This is a genomic window from Pseudarthrobacter sulfonivorans, assembly GCF_031454915.1.
Taxonomy (GTDB): Bacteria; Actinomycetota; Actinomycetes; order Actinomycetales; family Micrococcaceae; genus Arthrobacter; species Arthrobacter sulfonivorans_C.
The window spans coordinates 575947-592879 of sequence record NZ_JAVDRS010000002.1; the positions used below are offsets into that span (position 1 = coordinate 575947).

Sequence of the window (16933 nt, forward strand, 5' to 3'; positions counted from 1 at the left end):
CCTCCTGTCCTTCCCCCTCCCCCTGCCCCTCCCCCCTGCCCCTCCCCCCCCCATTCAGCACCAACCAACGGAGTATTCACGTGTCCACTCAGTTCCAGGGCGTCATCCCGCCCGTCGTCACCCCCCGCCACGCTGACGGCAGCATCGACACCGCGTCGCTGACCAATGTCACCAAGCACCTGCTCGACGGCGGCGTGGCCGGCCTGTTCGTCCTGGGCTCCTCCGCCGAGGTGCCCTACATGACCAACGCCGAACGCGAACTGGTGGTCAGCACCATCGCCGCCGCAAACGCAGGGACCGTGCCGCTCATCGTGGGCGCCAACGAGCAGACCACCAACCGCGTGATCGAGGAAGCCAAGAAGGTCATCGACCTCGGCGCCGACGCCATCGTGGTCACTTCCATGTACTACGCCATCGGCAACGCCGCGGAAACCGAAGCCCACTTCCGGACCATCCACGCCGCCGTCGACACCCCGATCTTCGCCTACGACGTCCCCGTCCGCACGCATTTCAAGCTCCCCACAGACCTCCTGGTCCGCCTGGGCCGCGACGGTGTTATTGCCGGCGTCAAGGATTCCTCCGGCGACGACGTTGCCTTCCGCCAGCTGCTCCTGGCCGCCAAGGACATCCCCAACTTCGACATCTTCACCGGCCACGAAGTTGTTGTGGACGGTGCCCTCCTTGGCGGCGCCCAGGGCGTTGTCCCCGGCCTCGGCAACGTGGACCCTGCCGGCTACCGCCGCCTCTTCGACGCCGCCAAAGCCGGCGACTGGGCCGGCGCGGCCCGCGAACAGGATCGCCTCGCCGACCTCTTCGAAATCGTCTACACCCCCAACGGCCGCGTCTCCGGCGGTGCAGCAGGACTCGGCGCCTTCAAGACCGCCCTCCAGGTCATGGGCGTCATCGAGTCCAACACCATGAGCGTGCCGATGCTGTCCCTGAACGAGGACGAGACCAAGGCGATCCGCGTCATCCTGGAACGCAACGGGCTCGTCTAGTTAGTCGTGGTCGGGGCGGCGCGGTAGCTGCGTTCCGCCGGCGCTTAGACACCTCCCGCCATGCCGCTCCGGTCGCTGGGCGACCTCCGCAGCATTCTGGTCGGCGATGCGCGCCTATCCGGAAAGCAGCCACCGCACCTGAGGTGACCGCCTCACCGAAGCGCCGGGGACTTCGTTTTGCGTAGGCCCGCATCGCCGACCAGAGGCGGATGAACGTCGCCCAGCGACGGAGTCCGGCGTCGGGAGGTGTCTAAGGGCCGGCAAAATGGAGCCCCCGGCGCGCCGCAACCACCGGAAACTATGTAAGGACACACATGCAGTACGCGATCGGGGTTGACCTTGGTGGTACTAAGACTGCTGCCGGCGTTGTTTCGGCGGCCGGCGAGGTGCTGTTTTCGGAGACCATTCCTACGCTGAACCGTGACGGTGGCGGGGCGATTCTGGATGCTACGGCGGCGCTGGTTTCTTCCCTTGTTGTTCGGGCTCAAACAGAGGGCCTGGAGGTGGCGGGGGTTGGCGTTGGTTCTGCCGGGGTTATTGATGCCGGGCGCGGGGTGGTGGTGTCGGCTACGGATGCCATTCTCGGGTGGGGCGGGACGGCGCTGACGGCGGGATTGGCATCGCGGCTCGGCTTGGATCCGGAGGCCGTGCGGGCAGTGAACGATGTCCATGCGCATGCCCTCGGTGAGGCGTGGGCGGGTGCCGCTGCCGGCACGGCAAGCTCGCTGCTGGTGGCCTTCGGCACCGGCGTCGGGGGCAGTTTTGTGCTCGACGGGCAGCCGCTCCTGGGGCACCGTTACGTGGGCGGCCACGTGGGCCACGTCGCGTCGCCGTATGCCTTCCACGAGGGCGTTGCTGTGCCGTGCGTCTGCGGCGGAGCCGGGCACGTTGAGGCCATCGCCTCCGGGCCAGCCATCCGTGAGGCGTACGTGCGCCTGGGCGGCACGTCTCCGGCCGCGGACGCCCGCGCCGTCTTTGCCCTCGCCGGCGCGGGCGACGCGATCGCCATTCAGGCCGTGGGCATGGGCGCCGCGGCGGCCGGGCAGGCCGTGGCCGGCCTTGCCAACATCCTGGACCCCGAAGTGGTGGTGGTGTCCGGCGGGCTGTCCGACGCCGGCGCCCCCTGGTGGCGTCCCATGGAACGTGCCCTCCGGGCTGAGCTCCTGCCCGCTTTGGCCGGACTCCCCGTCCTCCCGGCTAAACTCGGCAACGCAGCAGCCATAGTGGGCGCCGCGCGCCTGGTCCTCACCGCCCCGTCCTGACACCATCGCCCTAAGCACTTCGTCTAGACAGCTCCGCCACATATCCAGAGGAACCTACGTTGATCCTGACTCCCGAAGACCTTGAAGCCCTGCGCGGCCATCTGATTGTGTCCTGCCAGGCGTACCCGGGCGAGCCCATGCGCGATCCCCGCACCATGGCCCAGATTGCCGCCGCAGCGGTCACCGGCGGCGCTGCGGCCATCCGCGTCCAGGGCCTCGCCGACGTGCAGTTCACGCGTTCGGCAGTCGAAGTTCCGGTGATCGGGCTCTGGAAGGACGGTCACGACGGCGTTTTCATCACTCCCACACTCCGGCACGCTTTGGCGGTGGCCAACGCGGGCGCGCACGTCGTGGCGATCGACGGCACCCGCCGCCAGCGCCCCGACGGGCTGACCCTGGCCCAGACGGTGGCCGGGATCCACGCCGAATCCCACGCCCTGGTCATGGCGGACTGCGGCTCGTTCGACGACGCCGCCGCCGCCGTCGAGGCCGGGGCTGACCTGATCGGCACCACGCTGTCCGGCTATACCGGCGAGCGTCCCAAAACGGACGGCCCTGACCTCGAGCTGGTGGAACAGATCGCCGCCGCCGGCTTCGGTGTTCCCCTCATCGCCGAAGGCCGCCTCCACACACCGGCCCAGGCGCGGCAGTCGCTCGACGCCGGCGCGTTCGCCGTCGTCGTCGGTACCGCCATCACGCATCCGGCCACCATCACCGGCTGGTTCGCCGAGGCGTTGAAGTGACTCCGCAGCCGGAACTAAAACAGCAGGCTGCGGACTCCGGCAGCTACCTCTTGGCCGGCACGGTCCTGACGGACGGAATGTCCTTGGACAACGCCGTCGTAGCCGTGACAGAGGGCCGCATTGCGTATGTGGGACCTCGCGCCGGGCTGGACGTTTCGCTGACGGATCTTGAAGAACTGGACCTGCCGCCGGGCAGCATGATTTTGCCCGGCCTCATTGACATTCACTGCCATGGTGCGGCCGGTGGCGACTTCCCCACGGGCGACAGCCAGGCAGCACGGACGGCGGTGGACTTCCTGCACCGCAGTGGCACCACCACGCTGCTGGCCAGCTTGGTGACTGCCAGCCGCGACGACCTGCTGCGGGCTTTGGGAGCGCTCAGGCCGCTCGCCGACGAAGGGCTCATCGCCGGCATTCACTCCGAGGGCCCCTTCCTGTCCCACGCCCGGTGCGGTGCCCAGGACCCGCGGTTCCTGCGCGACCCCGACGTCGAACTCCTCGGCGACATCCTGGACGCGGCCGGCGGACACCTGCGCTCCATGACCTACGCGCCCGAGCTCCCCGGCTCGGACGCCGTGGTGCAGATACTCGCCAAGCGCGGCGTGACGCCGTCGTTGGGCCACACCGATGCTGATGCGCGCACGACGGCGGCCTCCCTCACCGAGGCGGCCGAGCTGCTCGCCGCCTCCGGGCAGGGAACCGTGTCCCGCCCCACCGTCACGCACCTGTTTAACGGGATGCCGCCGCTGCACCACCGCAGCCCCGGCCCCGTCGCGGCCTGCCTGCGCCTGGCCGGGGCAGGCACGGCCGCCGTCGAGCTGATTGCCGACGGTGTGCACCTGGATCCGGAAACCGTCCGCATGGTGTTCGAACTGGTGGGTGCAGGCAACGTGGTCCTCGTGACCGATTCGATGGCGGCCACCGGACTGCCGGACGGCCACTACGAGCTGGGCCCCCAGTCCGTGTCCGTCAGCGGTGCCGTCGCCCGGCTCAGCGACGGCACCCTCGCCGGCGGGACGGCCACGCTGCTGGACGTTGTCCGCCGAACCATCGACGCCGGCGTGGAACCGGCTGCGGCCGTCAAGGCAGCCACCGCGGTTCCGGCGGCGATTATCGGCCGGCAGCAGGACATCGGGAGCCTCCGCGCCGGGATGCGTGCCGACGTCGTGGTGGTGGACCGCAACTTCGGCCGCGTCCTGGTCCTGCGCGAGGGCCGCACCCTGGGGCGTCCCGCCGTTGGCCTTTAGACGCCGGAAACTACGCCCGGCTACGGCCGCGTCACAATCCCAGTTCGCTGCGCGATTCGGGGGTGTCTTCGTAGACACGCCATTCGGACAGCTGCCCACCGCGGACAATGGCCAGCCACAATGCCGGTCCCTCCAACTCGGGGTGACCAGGACAGAGCGAGTGCCCCGAGACTGTGACCGCCTCACCCTTGGCTGAAAAAGGTTCAAAAACGTTGCGGTACCCCTGGTAGGCAAGAAAGAAGCCACGCCAGGCATCAATGCACGCCGGCCGTCCAAGAACTGCCGTACCAGCGGTATCGACGAATCTATGGTCCTGCGACATGAGCGCAGCGAGGCCCTCGACGTCGCGGGTGCTGATGCATTCGTTGAACCTGATAACCGGCTCGGCATCGTCATTCATGCCAGAAGATTAGCTCACTGGGTTCCATGGGCGCAGCCGCAAAAGCAGTCGCGCCGGATACCTCCGGATGTCCGGCCGCCGGGGGTCAGACCCCGGCGGCCGCGCCCTCTACCCGCACAGCGACCTGGCCGCTTCCCGACGCCAACAGCGACGCGGCCGCTTCGTCCGCCACCACCGTCACGTGGGGGTGCCGCTGCAGGATCGACGCGGGACAGGCGGCGGTGACGGGACCGTTGAGGGCGGCGGCCAGGATGCCGGCCTTGTCCGCGCCGTTGACCACCAGCAGCAGGTGTCCGGCCTCCATGATGGTGCCCAGGCCCTGGGTGATACAGCGGAGCGGAACCTCCTCCGGCGTGCTGAAGTAGCGGGCGTTGGCCTCGCGGGTGCGCTCCGTGAGGACCTCCACACGGGTCCGGGAATCCAGCGCGGAGCCGGGCTCGTTGAACGCCAGGTGCCCGTTGTGGCCGATGCCCAGGATCTGCACGTCGATGCCGCCCGCGGCGGCAATGGCGGAGTCGTACTCAGCAGCGGCACGCTCCGGATCCGCGGCGCTGCCGTCCGGCACGGCAACCTTGGCCGGGTCCAGCTGCAGCCGTTCAGTCACCTCGCGCCTGACTACTTCGGCATAGCTCTGGGAGTGCCCGGCGGGCAGGCCCACGTACTCGTCCAGAGCGAGGCCACTAACCGAGGACATGTCCACGGAGTGCCCGGCGAGCGCCTTATAGATCGGCAGCGGCGAGCCGCCCGTGGCCAGCCCCAGGACCGCATCGGGCTTGCTGCGGATGACGGCGGCAAGGATCCCGGCGGCAACGGAGCCGGTGGCTGAAGCGGTGGGCACAACGAAAATTTCCACGACAAAGGCACTCTCTACGAAAAATTGGGCAGGACTGAATGCGCCCGGACGTGCGGGCGGCGGGGAACAGGTCTGGCGGGTGGTGGCGGCGCTAGCTGGCCGCGACATCCTTCAGTTTCAGGCGGATGCCGTCAAAGTGGCGCTGCAGGCGTTCGGAGGCCAGGGCCTTGTCCTTGTTGGCCACGGCCTCGTAGATGTCCCAGTGGTCCTTCGTCTGCTGCTCAAGGTTGACCGGGCCGGTGCCGAGCGCGAGGTGGATCTTGCGGTATACCTGCCAGAACACGTCCATCAGGTTGATCAGCAGATCATTGTTGAGCGGGGCGTACAGGCGGCGGTGGAACTCGGCGTCGTGCACGTACAGGTGCTCGCCATTCTTGGCGGCGGCTTCCATGGCCTCCATGGTGGAACGCAGGTCAGCCAGGTGGTCGTCCGTAAGGAGGTCGATGGCGGACCCAATCAGCCCGGATTCGAGGGCCTGCCGCACATCGATGAGCTCCATGGCCTCCTCGCCCTTATGGCGGAGGGACAGCCGGCCGCGGAAGGTCAGGCCGGACACCAGGGCGCTGAAGTTGTTCGGGGCGACGAACATGCCGAACCCGTGGCGGATCTCGATGACCCCGAGGGCCTGCAGCACTTTCAGGGATTCGCGGACGGTGTTGCGGCCAACGCCCAGTTCGGCGGAGAGCTCGCTTTCCGTGGGCATGGCGTCTCCGACGTCCAGGCCGCGATCCAGGATGAGGTCCATGATCCGCGTCTGCAGGGCATGCGAACGGAGCTGCGCGCTGAAGCGGGCGGGCGATACTTCTTGCGATGCGGTGGCCACGTGATCTCCTCCTTGCCGCGCCGGGCGGCAACGACTTGTATTACTTACCAAGGGTACAGGAGATGGGACGTCCAATGTCCAGAGTGGCGTACCTAATTTGTGAAGCTCGTACCCCACAGAGTCCGAATCTAACCCAGTAGGGTGCGGATCAGCTCGCGGCACGTCCGGTAGGCGGGCGTTTTCGTGTCAATGAGCGCGTAATGGTCGCCCGGGACCATAACAAGGCGCGTCGCCATATGCGCCGCCGTGCCGGCGTCGACGTATGCCCGGGACTGGCTCAGGGGAACGGTGTCGTCATCAGCCCCGTGCACTGCGATGACGGGCACCGCCAGCGGCAGGGTGGTCATGGGGTCCGCGTATTTGTGCCGGAGCGGATATTTCGACGACGATCCGCCGAGCAGGTTGCTCACGGCACCGTTGCTGAGGTTCAGCTGCTCCGCCTCGGCAAGGTTGAGCAGCCCGGACTGGCTGACAACGCCGGTGAGGTGCACCGCGGAGGCGTCTTGCCGGCGCAGGATCTGTCGGTCCGCATCCGGCATCCCCAACTGGGCCAATTTGCCCCGTCCGGCCGCCCACGCAGCCAGGTGGCCCCCGGCTGAATGGCCCAGCGCCACCACGGAGCCCAAGTTCAAGGTGTGCTTGGTTGCGAGTTCGTGCAGCTTGTCGATTCCCGCCAGGACGTCGATGAACGTGTTCGGCCAGCCGCCGCCGTTTCCGGCCCGCCGGTATTCAAGGTTCCAGGCGGCCATGCCATTGGCGGCAAGGTCCTTGGCGAGTGGTTCCCCAAGTTCCGCGCCGTACTGCGAGCGCCAATAGCCGCCATGGATCACCACCACCACGCCGCGATGTTCACCGCCGGCCGGCAGTTCCGGCAGGAAAAGCTCGCCCCATTGGCTGGCGTCCTCGCCGTACTGGTACTTGTGCCGCTTCACTGCATCCCCCTTGACGCTACTGGTGTCCCCCTCGGCGCCGGGCGAACACGCGGCGGCGAAACCGCCTACAACCGCCGTGGCCGCGCCCGCCAGCGTGCGCAAAACAAACGTGCGACGCCGCAACTCAACCACGTGTCGAGCCTACAGCGTTGTGGACATGGGCTGATTTGGGTGCGGGACTACCGGAGCGCAACAGCCGCCGTCGTGCGTGTCCCTGCGGGATCGCGCGACCCACTAATAGTTCGCCTCCTCCGGCTGCGGCAACCTTCAAAGAGCGTAGTGTCGGTAGTAGGCGATTTCGGGTGGCACAGAGGTCCGGGGTTAACTATTCGGGCCGCGCGCGCAGAGAGCGCACAGCCGCCAGCCGGGTCTTGTGACCCCGGCGATGCATGGAATCGAGGCCGCATGGCCGAGAACGACGCACTCCCCACAGCGGAACAGTTACAGGACCTGCTTCTTGAGAGTCCAGGCTTCACTGAATTCCTTCTGGAACTCGCCGCCATTTCCGCATCCTTGCTCGGCGGGGACGCGCCCATGCTGTGCGCCATCACAGTGGAACGGGAAACGGGCCCGGCAACAGTAGCCAGCAGCTCCGCGGAAGCCCGCAGCCTCGATGAGCGCCAATACGCTTTCGACGACGGTCCCTGCCTGACTGCCTTGCGGCATCAGCGCACCGTCCTCATCGCTGATCTTCAGACTGACGAGGCCTGGGCCTGGTATGCGCAGGCCGTCTCAGATGAGGGGATCCAGACCATTCTGGCTGTCCCCATTCCGAGCGACAACGGTTCCCGTTCGGCGTTGAACTGCTACTCAACCAAGCCCCATGCTTTTGGCCGGGAAACAGTGGCCGCTGTGCAAGAACATGCTGCGTCGCTGTCCAGAATCCTTCGCCTGGCCATGCGTGTGCATGCCGCGGAGCCCTACCCGCAGCACCTGAGGTCGGCGCTGCGCTCCCGGGCCATCGTGGACTCCGCCGTGTCCCTGATCATGGTTCATAACCGCTGCGGCCACGAGGCCGCCGTCGAGCTCCTGCAGTTGGCCTCCCGCAGCAGCAACCGACGGATGAATGACATTGCGCAGGACATCCTGCACAACGCATCCGATATACCAGTTGTTGTCGGGGGTGGAGATCAATGACCAATGACGGCCCGCTCGAAAGTCAGCAGCCCGCCTTCGAGCCAGACCCGCGCAAGTTTGCCGCCGCACAGTTCCAGCGCGCAAACCTGACTCTCCCGGAGTTGTGGACCTACTATTACGGGATCGGCGGCAGTGCCGATGAACTGGTGCTTGACGCTTATCTGAACGAGATAGTGGAGCTGCCTCCCCTGCAGGTGGATCTCCTCCATACCGCCATCAGGGAGATTACGGCGGACGGAACATGAAGGGAGTTCCAATGTCCGAGGACGTTGATACGCAGGCCTTCCACTACGGCGGTGGACGTGCGGAGAGTGTGGAGGACTTGGTCCTCCAGCTGCAGGACCGCATCCTGGACAGCTCCGACGTCCATGACTTCATGACGGATATGGCCACTATTATCGCCACACGGCTCTCAGACAGCGGGAACCAGATCTCCTGCGGGATTACGGTGATCCGGCACAAGCGCCCCACAAGTGTGGCCAGCAACGATTCCCGTGCCCGGAGCCTGGACGAGCTGCAGAACCGTGTCGGCGACGGTCCCTGCCTGACGGCCCTCCGGAGCGAAGCCATGGTCTACGTCCCGCATCTCGACGCCGATCTGCGCTGGCCGAAATACAACATTGCTGCACGCGCGGCTGACATAAGATCCATTCTCGCCGTGCCCATGCGCCTTCAGGCATCCGCACAGGCCGTGGTCAACCTGTACGCCCCCAAGAAAGACGGCTTCTCGCATCCGGGCGTTGAGGCAGCCGAAAGCCTCACCGGCACTGCTGCGAAAGCCTTGGACCTGGCACTGAAACTTGCGCAATTGCGCACCGCCCGTGACGACCTCTCCGCCGCACTAAAGTCCCGCACAGTGATTGACACCGCAATTGGGGCAATCATGGCGCAGAACAGGTGCAGCCGTGAGGCCGCATTCCAGATATTGGTCAAGACATCCAGCCATCGCAACATCAAACTGAAGGACGTGGCAGCCAGCATCGTTTCGTCCATTTCCGGCGAACGGGAATTCCGTACCACGTACGACGAGTAGCCTATCCACCCGAAAGCGTGCGGCTCAGGGCGAGCAGTCCGGCGGAGGCGTTAGGCTTTTATCTGAAGCGCTGAGCGTCCAAAACAGGGTTATCTGGCCCACCGTAGGCCGGTCGCGCTGAATGGCCGGAGGCAGAAAGTATGATCAAGAAGTACCCCTTGGATGAACTTTCCACTGCCCTCGGCAGGATCATGGGGCTGCTCCTCACCGAAGAAAAAGTGGACCGCGCCGTCCAGTTGCTCTCCCGCGCCGTCAGGGATGCCATCCCCGGAACCATTGGCGCCGGCGTCTCGATCCTTGATCCCCATGCCCGGCCGCTGAGTTCCGGTTCTACTGACTCTGTGGTTGAACGCGCGGACGCGCTCCAGTATGAGCTGGTCCAGGGTCCGTGTCTGACAGCCTGGGCCACCCAGCAAAGCCTCGTCATCCGCGACGTCGCCACGGAGACCCGCTGGCCAAACTGGAGTGCCGCCGTCGTGGATATGCCCATCCGCTCGGTGGTCAGCAGCCCCCTCATGGCGGACGGGGAGGCCATTGGCGCCATGAAGATCTACGCCGCTGTACCGGACGTCTTCGATGACTCCACCACAGCCCTCATGGAGCTTTTTGCGGCGCCCACGGCGACGCTCCTCTCGCACATTCAGACTACCGAGATTCCCGAACGCATCAGCGAGAGCCTTCAATCGGCCCTCTACAGCAGGGACCTGATCAACCGTGCCTGCGGCGTCCTTATGGAACGCCACACTCTCACTGAGGACGAAGCCCTTCAACAGCTGATGCGGGAAGCCCGTGTCTCGCGATCCACGCTCAGCGAAGTCAGTGCCGCGCTCCTGGGCGTTGCCCTTGACCGGCCCAGAGGCACCAGTGATGGGCTTCGATAGCAGCGAACCCGAGCAACGCCGCCGGCTCCAAGCAGCGTTGACGGCAGCACAGGTCAGCACCGGCGACCTGTGGCTTTACTACTTCGGCATCGGCGGGGCCGTGGGCGAGTATGAAGTGGAGGCCTACATGCAAGGGCTCCTCTCGCTTCCCCAGCTGCAGCGGGATCTGCTGGCCATGGCCGCCAACGAACTCTTTGCCGATTACACCGGCCCGCGCGCACCCTACGCAGACGAGATCGACGCCGAAGATCCCCCCGGCTCCGAACAGGCCTGACGCTCTCCCACTTTCTTGAGGAAAGTGAACGTGAGAGAGGGTCTGGCTGGGCTAGCGGCCAGCCAGAGGGGCGTTTCCGCCCAGCCGGGCGGTGACTTTGTTCGCCGCGGCCGCGCAGGATTCGCCGAGGCTCTGAAGGCGCTCGCTGGAAACACGGAACCGCGGGGCGGGGATCAGGACGGCCGCCACAACGTCGCCCCGGTGATCGTAGACGGGCGCGGCAACGCCCACTTCATCCAGCGAGGATTCGCCGTAGTTGACGGCCCAGCCCCGGCGGGCGTCGTCCTTGAGGCGGGCCAGATACGCCTCAAGGCTGGTCTCATCCAGTCCGGGATACTTAATGGCTCCGCCGAGCAGGAGGGAACGTACGCGCTCTTCCGGTTCCGTCGCAAGGAACACCTGGACCGAGGAACTCAACGCGTCGCTGTATCGCGCCCCCAACGGCGTGGTGTGTTTGATCTGGTGGCGGCTCGCGATCTGCTCCACGCAAATCGACTCGTTGCCTTCCCACATCATCAGGGCGCTGGTTTCACCCGTAAGTTCGGTCAGCTCGCGCAGGACCGGATATGCGACGCGGCGCTCCTCGAGTTCCGCGAGGAGCGGTCCGGCGACGGCAATCAGGCCCAGACCCAGGCGGAAGCGGCGAGTATCTTCATCCCGCTCCACGAGGTTTTCCTGCTCGAAGGTTGCCAGGATCCGCGACACGGTGCTTTTGTGCAGGCCTACCCTGTTGGCGATTTCCGTGACGCCCAGCAAGGGTTCGTCGGCGGTGAATGAGCGGAGGACGGCGATGGCGTTGACAATGACTGAGGCGCCCTTGGTGTCGCTCTTGCCGTTCGACTCGATGCTGGTGTCATTGCCGTTGGTATCGTGGGAATCTGGTGTGGTCATGGTGCTCACTATCATTGCGCATAGTCAGCAGACGGCGGTGCAGTAGCAGGCCCGTTGCGTTCGCTGTTCAGCTCGCGGGCCAAGTCCATGGCCAGATCTTCGACAACCTGCCGGTATAGCAGTTCGCCCTTGGCCGCGCTGGACCCGGCAGCCGAGGAGAGGCAGCCTGTGGCCGGTGTGCGTTCAGGAACCACAGGGAGCCTGTCGAAGCGCGGCAGGACTGCGGCGGGCCCATCGACCAAGCGGTCCATGCCAACCCGGGCCGGCTCCAGATGGAGCATAAGCGAGGTTTCCAGGACTCCGCCGTGCTCGATTTCCCAGCCCGGGAATCCGTCCGGGTAGACCTTAGCCAATGTGTCCTGGCTGACGAAGTCCCAGTAGGACAGCAGCAGCACGCTTTGCTCCGCTCCCGGCTTGACCCCCAGGTCTTCCAGGGCCAAGTCAATTCCCTCGTAGAGAAACTGGTAGTTCTCAAAGTGTCCGTTGACAAAGACCACATGCCGGACGCCCTGGTTGAGGAAGGATTTGACCAGGTTGCGCGCCACCCCTATGAGCGTTGCGCCGTCCAGGCTGGTGGTCCCGGAGAGGTGGTTGCCGCCGCCGGATTTCTGTTGCGACTTGTACCCGTAGGCGATCGGCTCGGCAACGAGTGCCCCCAGACGGTTGGCAACCCCCTCCGCAAAGCGCGACGATAGGAGGGTGTCAGTGCCCAGCGGCAGGTGCGGCCCGTGCTGCTCCAGGGAGCCGACAGGTATCAGGACGATCGACTCCCCGGAGGACAGGACTTCGCGGTAGGCGAAGGCGTCCAGGTCTTCCAGAAATACTGACTTGTCCATGCTCGTGGTGCTCCTTGTTTAGTGGTGCGGAAGGGCGGCGCCGTGCCTGACACGGTGCCGCCTTTCCTCGCCGCTGTTTGGTGGTGTCAGGCGCCGATGATGTTGTATTCGGGGCCGAAGGGGAACTTCGTGATGTTCTCTGCCCCGTCTTCGCCCACCACGAGGATGTCATGCTCGCGGTAGCCGCCGGCACCGGGCTGGCCGTCCAGGACGGTGATCATGGGCTCCATAGAGACCACCATGCCCGGCTGGAGTACGGTGTCAATGTCTTCGCGGAGCTCCAGTCCGGCTTCCCGGCCGTAGTAGTGGCTCAGGACTCCGAACGAGTGGCCGTAGCCGAACGTGCGGTTGGCCAGCAGCCCGTAGCCGACGTAGATCTCGTTGAGCTCGGCGGCGATGTCCTTGCAGACGGCACCGGGCTTGATGAGTTCGAGGCCGCGCTTGTGGACCTCGACGTTGATGTTCCACAGTTCCAGCGAGCGGGCATCCGGTTCGCCGTAGAACAGCGTCCGCTCCAGCGCCGTGTAGTAGCCGGAGGTCATGGGGAAGCAGTTCAGGGACAGGATGTCGTGTTCCTGGATCTTGCGGGTGGTTGCCCAGTTGTGTGCGCCGTCGGTGTTGATGCCGGACTGGAACCAGACCCAGGTGTCGCGGATTTCGGAGTTGGGGAAGGTCCGCGCGATCTCGTGGACCATGGCCTCGGTGCCGATCAGGGCAACCTCGTACTCGGTGATCCCGGCCGTGATGGCGTTGCGGATGGCCTCGCCGCCCAGGTCGCCGATCCGTGCGCCATGCTTGATCACCTCGATTTCCTCGGCGGACTTGATCATGCGCTGGCGCATGGCGGCCTGGGCCACGTCCACGAGGGTTGCCGACGCGAAGGCGGCCTGGATCTTGTTGCGGTTGTCCAGGGGCAGCGAGTCATCCTCGACGCCGAGGCGTCGCGGGTTGATGCCTCGGGTCCGCAGGACTTCCTGGATGGCGAAGATGTAGTTGTCCCGGCGCCAGTCAGTGTAGATGATGTTGTCGCCGTAGCTGCGGCGCCACGGCATGCCGGCGTCGATGTTGGCGGTGACGGTGACGTTGTCATCCTTGGTGACCACCATGGCGTACGGGCGGCCGAAGGTGGTGAAGAGGAAGTCGGAGTAGTACTTGATGGAGTGGTAGCTGGTCAGGACGACGGCGTCGAGGTCCTTCTCTGCCATGATGCGGCGGAGGCCCGCCAGGCGGCGTTCGAACTCGGCGTCGGAAAACGTGAGGCTGACCTTTTCGCCGTTCTTGAGGACCTTGGTGCGCTCCAGTTCGGCGACGGTGGTTGCGTTTTCGGTGGTGGTGGTCATGGTGGTGCCTTTCTGTGGTGCAGTTACGTGAGAGGAAGAAAGTCTGTTATTCGTGGCGCAGCGGTTCTTTGCAGGTTTCCCTGGAAAGTGCGACGGCGATCAGCGAGACGACTGCCGCAGCGACGAGGTACCAGGCCGGTGCCAGATCGTTGGCCGTTGCCGCGATCAGGAGCGTTGCCATGAACGGGGCGGTGCCGCCGAACAGGGCGTTGGAGAGGTTGAAGCTGACTGCGAAGCCGCTGTAGCGGACCCGGGTGGGGAACATTTCAGCCAGGAAGCTGGGAAGAGTTCCGTCGTTGAGGGTGAGCATCGCGCCCAGCAGGATCTGGACGAGGACGATGACCAGGAAATTCCCGGTTCCCAGGAGCGCAAAGGCGGGCACTGTCAGGAGTATGAAGGTGACGGAAGCGCTGATCAGCACCTTCTTGCGTCCAAAGCGGTCCGAGAGCATCCCTGTCAGGAAGATGAAGCCGATATACGTCAGAAGCGCAATGGTCGTCGCAAGGAACGATTCGGTTTCGCCCAGGCCCAGTTCCGAGGACAAATAGGTGGGCATGTAGCTGAGGATCACGTAGAACCCGACGGCGTTCAGCAGCACTGCGCCCACGGCCTGAAGTAGCTGGCGCCAGTGGTTCCGGAACAGGCTGGACACGGGGGCCTTGACCGCCTGGTCCTCCGCTGCGAGTTCGCGGAACACTGGAGTGTCTTCGAGCTTGGTCCTGATGTAGCGGCCGATCAGTCCCATCGGGGCTGCCAGCACAAACGGCAGGCGCCAGCCCCAGCTTTGCATGGCATCGGAACTGAGCAGAACAGTCAAGAGTCCGGCCATCAGGGAACCAAGGAGCAAACCGGCCGCGGTGCTGGCTGGAACCACCGCCGCGTACAGGCCGCGCTTGTTGGCCGGGGCGTACTCCACGAGGAAGGCCGATGCTCCGGCGTACTCTCCGGAGGCGGAGAAGCCCTGCACTACGCGGATGACCAGAAGCAGGACAGGAGCCCAGATGCCGATCGTGTCGTAGCCCGGGATGAGGGCTATGCAGAAGGTTGCCCCGGACATGATCAGGATGGACAGCGAAAGTGCTGTCCGCCGGCCCACCCTGTCACCGATGTGGCCCCAGACGAAACCGCCGAGCGGGCGCACCAGGAACGAAATCGCGAACAGGGCGAAAGTTAGCAGCAGCCCGGTCTGCGGGTCTGACTCAGGGAAAAACACCGTGGCGATCGTGACTGCCAGGTAGCCGTAAACGGCGTAGTCGAACCATTCAACGAAGTTGCCGATAAAGCTGGCCGCGATGACCCGGCGGCGTGTTTCTTTGCTGACGGCGTTGTCAGCGGGTTCATAGTTCTGGCCGCTCATCGTGCTGCGGCCCGCTCCGGAGCCATCACGCGGGCCCGACGGCTCTGTGACGGGCCCAAGGTCATGGGCCGGGGAGGAAGTTTCGTTACTCATGTATCCACCAAATTGGTTTGGGGTTGCAATCAGCGCAACGCTGTTGCAACAGACTATGACGTGATGATCGCCACAGTCAATGCGTGTTGAACTTATTTTTCCTCGAAAGCACGACTTCCAGTGGGGGATGGCTTATCTGCGACACGAAGGAGTTCGTCGTCTGTTGCGTTTATCGGGACTAAGTTGCGCCACAACCCCACGCTCTGGATCGACCAAGAAAGTCTCTTTACCCGGCGCTCTTGCAAATGCGCTTGGGTGTCATGCAGCGTCTGAGGATGCCAGTTTCACCGGGTCCGACCGCGACTCGCTACTCGTCAGGCGGTGGCGTGGAGGATTCGTTCCAGGCCGTCTTCTCCCAGGGACAGCCCGAGGTGGATGAAGTCCGAGTGGCCGCCGCCTTTTCGCCGTGCTGGGAGTTGGCGCCCGTTTTTGCGCGCTTTCGGGTTTGGTTCGGGCCAGTGTGGCGGTTCCCAGTCCTGGTGTTCACTTTTGTAGTGCCGGCCTGTGGGAGATGTCCAGCCGGGTGGATCGTGCTTGGTTGCTGGTGTGGGTTGCCAGTTGATGAGGTGTCTGAGGCGGTGGTGTTTGGGGCACGGTTGGCCCAGGTTCGCCACGCCGGTGGTGCCGCCCTTGGCCCAGGCGAGGAGGTGGTCTGCTTCGTTGTCCAGGGACTGGTTGGAACAGCCCGGGAAAGGGCACTTGCCGTCCCGTAGCCGCAGCCACTGCCGCATGGCCTTGGTCAGCCGGTAGCTGGTCCGACCGATCTCCAGCGGAGCCCCGTCCCGAGGGTCGATCAGGACCCGGTAGAACGAATCGGCCCCGTCCGCCACGAGGTCCCGGGCCATCGATGCCGGAATCGGGCCGTAGCCATCCAGGATCGCCGGTTCCTCCGTGGCGCCAAGCAGCGCAAACACCGGAACCGTCACGAGCACCTGGGCCCGGGGCGCCGGGACGTGCCCCGGATCGCTTCCTTCCGGGTTTCCGTTGCCTTCCGGGTTTCCGTTGCTGACCGGGTTCCCGCTGGTCAGGAGGGCAGTGGCGAGGACGTCGGCGCGGAGCTGGGTGAGCGTGCGGTCCTCGCCGGGGCCCTGCAGCCCGCGGGCGAGAGCGGTGGTCCGGTTCCAGATCGCGGCGGCCTGGTCCGCGGGCAGGTAGGCCGAGAGCCAGGCCATCCCGTCCCGGTCCGGGGCGTACAAGACCTGCCGGTCCAGGACGCCTTTGGCGTGGCGGGCCTCGATACTCTCGGCGTGGTGGCGTTCGCGCCAGGTCCGGGCCTTGTGCCGGAACCGGGATGCCGGCATTTCCCCCGCAGGGCAGCCGCCGGCCGCGTCCGGGGCGTCCGGGTCCAGGAAGTGGGCCTCCAACGCCGCAGCACCATGACGGTCCAGGGTGGCCGCTTCGTCCACCATGACCCGGACGTGCTGCCACGACAGGGTGCCTTCCTGCAGTGCGGACAGGGTCAGCGGCAACACGGTGGTCAGCATGTGGGACTGGTTCAGCAGCGAACCGGCGGCCCGGTCACCGATGGTCAGGACACACGCGACCTCCGCGGTCACCGCCATCTCCACGGCCCGAACCGGGGCATCCGGCGGCGCGACAGCGTAGGCAGTGTCCGCGTACTGCACGGCAGCCCGGGCCTTCAGAGCGGCCACCCGGGCCTCCACCGCACGGACCCCGGCAAGGAGGTCCAGGCAACCATCCGCCAGAGCGGCCAGCGGGTCAGCACCCGTCGGCTCGGAACCAGATCCAGGATCCCCGTCCAGTTCGGCATTGAGCACGGCAAGGGCGGCATTGATGTCCTCAAACGCCTTCGCCACCGCCGCTTTTGCCATA

18 protein-coding genes are annotated in these 16933 nt (G+C 65.5%); 9 read left to right on the forward strand and 9 right to left on the reverse strand.

The window, feature by feature from the left end:
- The first annotated feature begins 80 nt into the window (after positions 1-80).
- The 4 genes from J2808_RS06660 (at position 81) to nagA (ending at position 4250) form a co-directional block, all read left to right on the forward strand.
- Positions 81-998 (forward strand): dihydrodipicolinate synthase family protein, encoded by a 918-nt coding sequence (locus tag J2808_RS06660; protein ID WP_309813473.1) that lies wholly within the window; start codon positions 81-83, stop codon positions 996-998.
- Between the two features lie 314 nt (positions 999-1312).
- Positions 1313-2260, forward strand: coding sequence for an ROK family protein (locus J2808_RS06665; protein WP_309813475.1), 948 nt, complete (start codon positions 1313-1315; stop codon positions 2258-2260).
- Positions 2261-2319: 59 nt separating this feature from the next.
- Positions 2320-3003, forward strand: coding sequence for an N-acetylmannosamine-6-phosphate 2-epimerase (locus J2808_RS06670; RefSeq protein WP_309813477.1), 684 nt, complete (start codon positions 2320-2322; stop codon positions 3001-3003).
- Positions 3000-4250, forward strand: coding sequence for an N-acetylglucosamine-6-phosphate deacetylase (nagA, locus tag J2808_RS06675; protein WP_309813481.1), 1251 nt, complete (start codon positions 3000-3002; stop codon positions 4248-4250). Before J2808_RS06670 ends, nagA begins: the two co-directional genes overlap by 4 nt.
- A 31-nt stretch (positions 4251-4281) precedes the next feature.
- On the opposite strand, the gene J2808_RS06680 is transcribed toward nagA, so the two are convergent.
- The 4 genes from J2808_RS06680 to J2808_RS06695 all read right to left on the reverse strand — a co-directional run bounded on the left by J2808_RS06680 (position 4282) and on the right by J2808_RS06695 (position 7258).
- Positions 4282-4650 carry a nuclear transport factor 2 family protein gene (locus J2808_RS06680; protein ID WP_309813483.1) on the reverse strand — a complete coding sequence of 123 codons (369 nt, stop codon included), beginning with the start codon at positions 4648-4650 and terminating at the stop codon, positions 4282-4284.
- Between the two features lie 85 nt (positions 4651-4735).
- Positions 4736-5503 carry a glucosamine-6-phosphate deaminase gene (locus J2808_RS06685; RefSeq protein WP_309813484.1) on the reverse strand — a complete coding sequence of 256 codons (768 nt, stop codon included), beginning with the start codon at positions 5501-5503 and terminating at the stop codon, positions 4736-4738.
- A gap of 91 nt (positions 5504-5594) precedes the next feature.
- Positions 5595-6326 (reverse strand): FadR/GntR family transcriptional regulator, encoded by a 732-nt coding sequence (locus J2808_RS06690; protein WP_309813486.1) that lies wholly within the window; start codon positions 6324-6326, stop codon positions 5595-5597.
- A 128-nt stretch (positions 6327-6454) separates the two neighbouring features.
- Positions 6455-7258 (reverse strand): alpha/beta hydrolase, encoded by an 804-nt coding sequence (locus tag J2808_RS06695; protein ID WP_309814222.1) that lies wholly within the window; start codon positions 7256-7258, stop codon positions 6455-6457.
- Positions 7259-7663: 405 nt separating this feature from the next.
- On the opposite strand from J2808_RS06695, the gene J2808_RS06700 reads away from it, so the two are divergent.
- From J2808_RS06700 to J2808_RS06720, 5 genes are all read left to right on the forward strand, one after another.
- Positions 7664-8395, forward strand: coding sequence for a GAF and ANTAR domain-containing protein (locus tag J2808_RS06700; RefSeq protein ID WP_309813487.1), 732 nt, complete (start codon positions 7664-7666; stop codon positions 8393-8395).
- Positions 8392-8640: a hypothetical protein gene (locus J2808_RS06705; protein ID WP_309813489.1), complete on the forward strand. Its 249-nt coding sequence runs from the start codon at positions 8392-8394 to the stop codon at positions 8638-8640. Before J2808_RS06700 ends, J2808_RS06705 begins: the two co-directional genes overlap by 4 nt.
- Before the next feature lie 11 nt (positions 8641-8651).
- Positions 8652-9428 carry a GAF and ANTAR domain-containing protein gene (locus tag J2808_RS06710; RefSeq protein WP_309813494.1) on the forward strand — a complete coding sequence of 259 codons (777 nt, stop codon included), beginning with the start codon at positions 8652-8654 and terminating at the stop codon, positions 9426-9428.
- A 140-nt stretch (positions 9429-9568) separates the two neighbouring features.
- A complete protein-coding gene (locus tag J2808_RS06715) occupies positions 9569-10309 on the forward strand; it encodes a GAF and ANTAR domain-containing protein (protein ID WP_309813496.1) in 741 nt (246 codons plus the stop codon).
- Positions 10296-10583: a hypothetical protein gene (locus tag J2808_RS06720; RefSeq protein WP_309813497.1), complete on the forward strand. Its 288-nt coding sequence runs from the start codon at positions 10296-10298 to the stop codon at positions 10581-10583. Before J2808_RS06715 ends, J2808_RS06720 begins: the two co-directional genes overlap by 14 nt.
- A gap of 51 nt (positions 10584-10634) precedes the next feature.
- Here the strand turns inward: J2808_RS06720 and J2808_RS06725 are convergent, their stop codons facing one another.
- From J2808_RS06725 to J2808_RS06745, 5 genes are all read right to left on the reverse strand, one after another.
- Positions 10635-11474 (reverse strand): IclR family transcriptional regulator, encoded by an 840-nt coding sequence (locus J2808_RS06725; RefSeq protein ID WP_309813500.1) that lies wholly within the window; start codon positions 11472-11474, stop codon positions 10635-10637.
- Positions 11475-11485: 11 nt separating this feature from the next.
- Complete coding sequence (locus J2808_RS06730; RefSeq protein ID WP_309813502.1) at positions 11486-12310, reverse strand: creatininase; 825 nt, start codon at positions 12308-12310, stop codon at positions 11486-11488.
- A gap of 86 nt (positions 12311-12396) precedes the next feature.
- Complete coding sequence (locus J2808_RS06735; protein WP_309813505.1) at positions 12397-13650, reverse strand: aminopeptidase P family protein; 1254 nt, start codon at positions 13648-13650, stop codon at positions 12397-12399.
- A gap of 46 nt (positions 13651-13696) precedes the next feature.
- Positions 13697-15007: an MFS transporter gene (locus J2808_RS06740; protein WP_309814225.1), complete on the reverse strand. Its 1311-nt coding sequence runs from the start codon at positions 15005-15007 to the stop codon at positions 13697-13699.
- Between the two features lie 407 nt (positions 15008-15414).
- Positions 15415-16932 (reverse strand): HNH endonuclease signature motif containing protein, encoded by a 1518-nt coding sequence (locus J2808_RS06745; RefSeq protein ID WP_309813509.1) that lies wholly within the window; start codon positions 16930-16932, stop codon positions 15415-15417.
- Between the last annotated feature and the right edge of the window lies 1 nt (position 16933).

What these genes read in the sequence shown, in the direction of transcription:
- J2808_RS06665 (WP_309813475.1), top strand. Translation starts at nt 1,313, where the DNA reads ATGCAGTACGCGATCGGGGTTGACCTTGGTGGTACTAAGACTGCTGCC.
- J2808_RS06680 (WP_309813483.1), bottom strand. Translation starts at nt 4,650, where the DNA reads ATGAATGACGATGCCGAGCCGGTTATCAGGTTCAACGAATGCATCAGC.
- J2808_RS06700 (WP_309813487.1), top strand. Translation starts at nt 7,664, where the DNA reads ATGGCCGAGAACGACGCACTCCCCACAGCGGAACAGTTACAGGACCTG.
- J2808_RS06705 (WP_309813489.1), top strand. Translation starts at nt 8,392, where the DNA reads ATGACCAATGACGGCCCGCTCGAAAGTCAGCAGCCCGCCTTCGAGCCA.
- J2808_RS06710 (WP_309813494.1), top strand. Translation starts at nt 8,652, where the DNA reads ATGTCCGAGGACGTTGATACGCAGGCCTTCCACTACGGCGGTGGACGT.
- J2808_RS06715 (WP_309813496.1), top strand. Translation starts at nt 9,569, where the DNA reads ATGATCAAGAAGTACCCCTTGGATGAACTTTCCACTGCCCTCGGCAGG.
- J2808_RS06720 (WP_309813497.1), top strand. Translation starts at nt 10,296, where the DNA reads ATGGGCTTCGATAGCAGCGAACCCGAGCAACGCCGCCGGCTCCAAGCA.
- J2808_RS06725 (WP_309813500.1), bottom strand. Translation starts at nt 11,474, where the DNA reads ATGACCACACCAGATTCCCACGATACCAACGGCAATGACACCAGCATC.
- J2808_RS06730 (WP_309813502.1), bottom strand. Translation starts at nt 12,310, where the DNA reads ATGGACAAGTCAGTATTTCTGGAAGACCTGGACGCCTTCGCCTACCGC.
- J2808_RS06735 (WP_309813505.1), bottom strand. Translation starts at nt 13,650, where the DNA reads ATGACCACCACCACCGAAAACGCAACCACCGTCGCCGAACTGGAGCGC.
- J2808_RS06740 (WP_309814225.1), bottom strand. Translation starts at nt 15,007, where the DNA reads ATGAGCGGCCAGAACTATGAACCCGCTGACAACGCCGTCAGCAAAGAA.
- J2808_RS06745 (WP_309813509.1), bottom strand. Translation starts at nt 16,932, where the DNA reads ATGGCAAAAGCGGCGGTGGCGAAGGCGTTTGAGGACATCAATGCCGCC.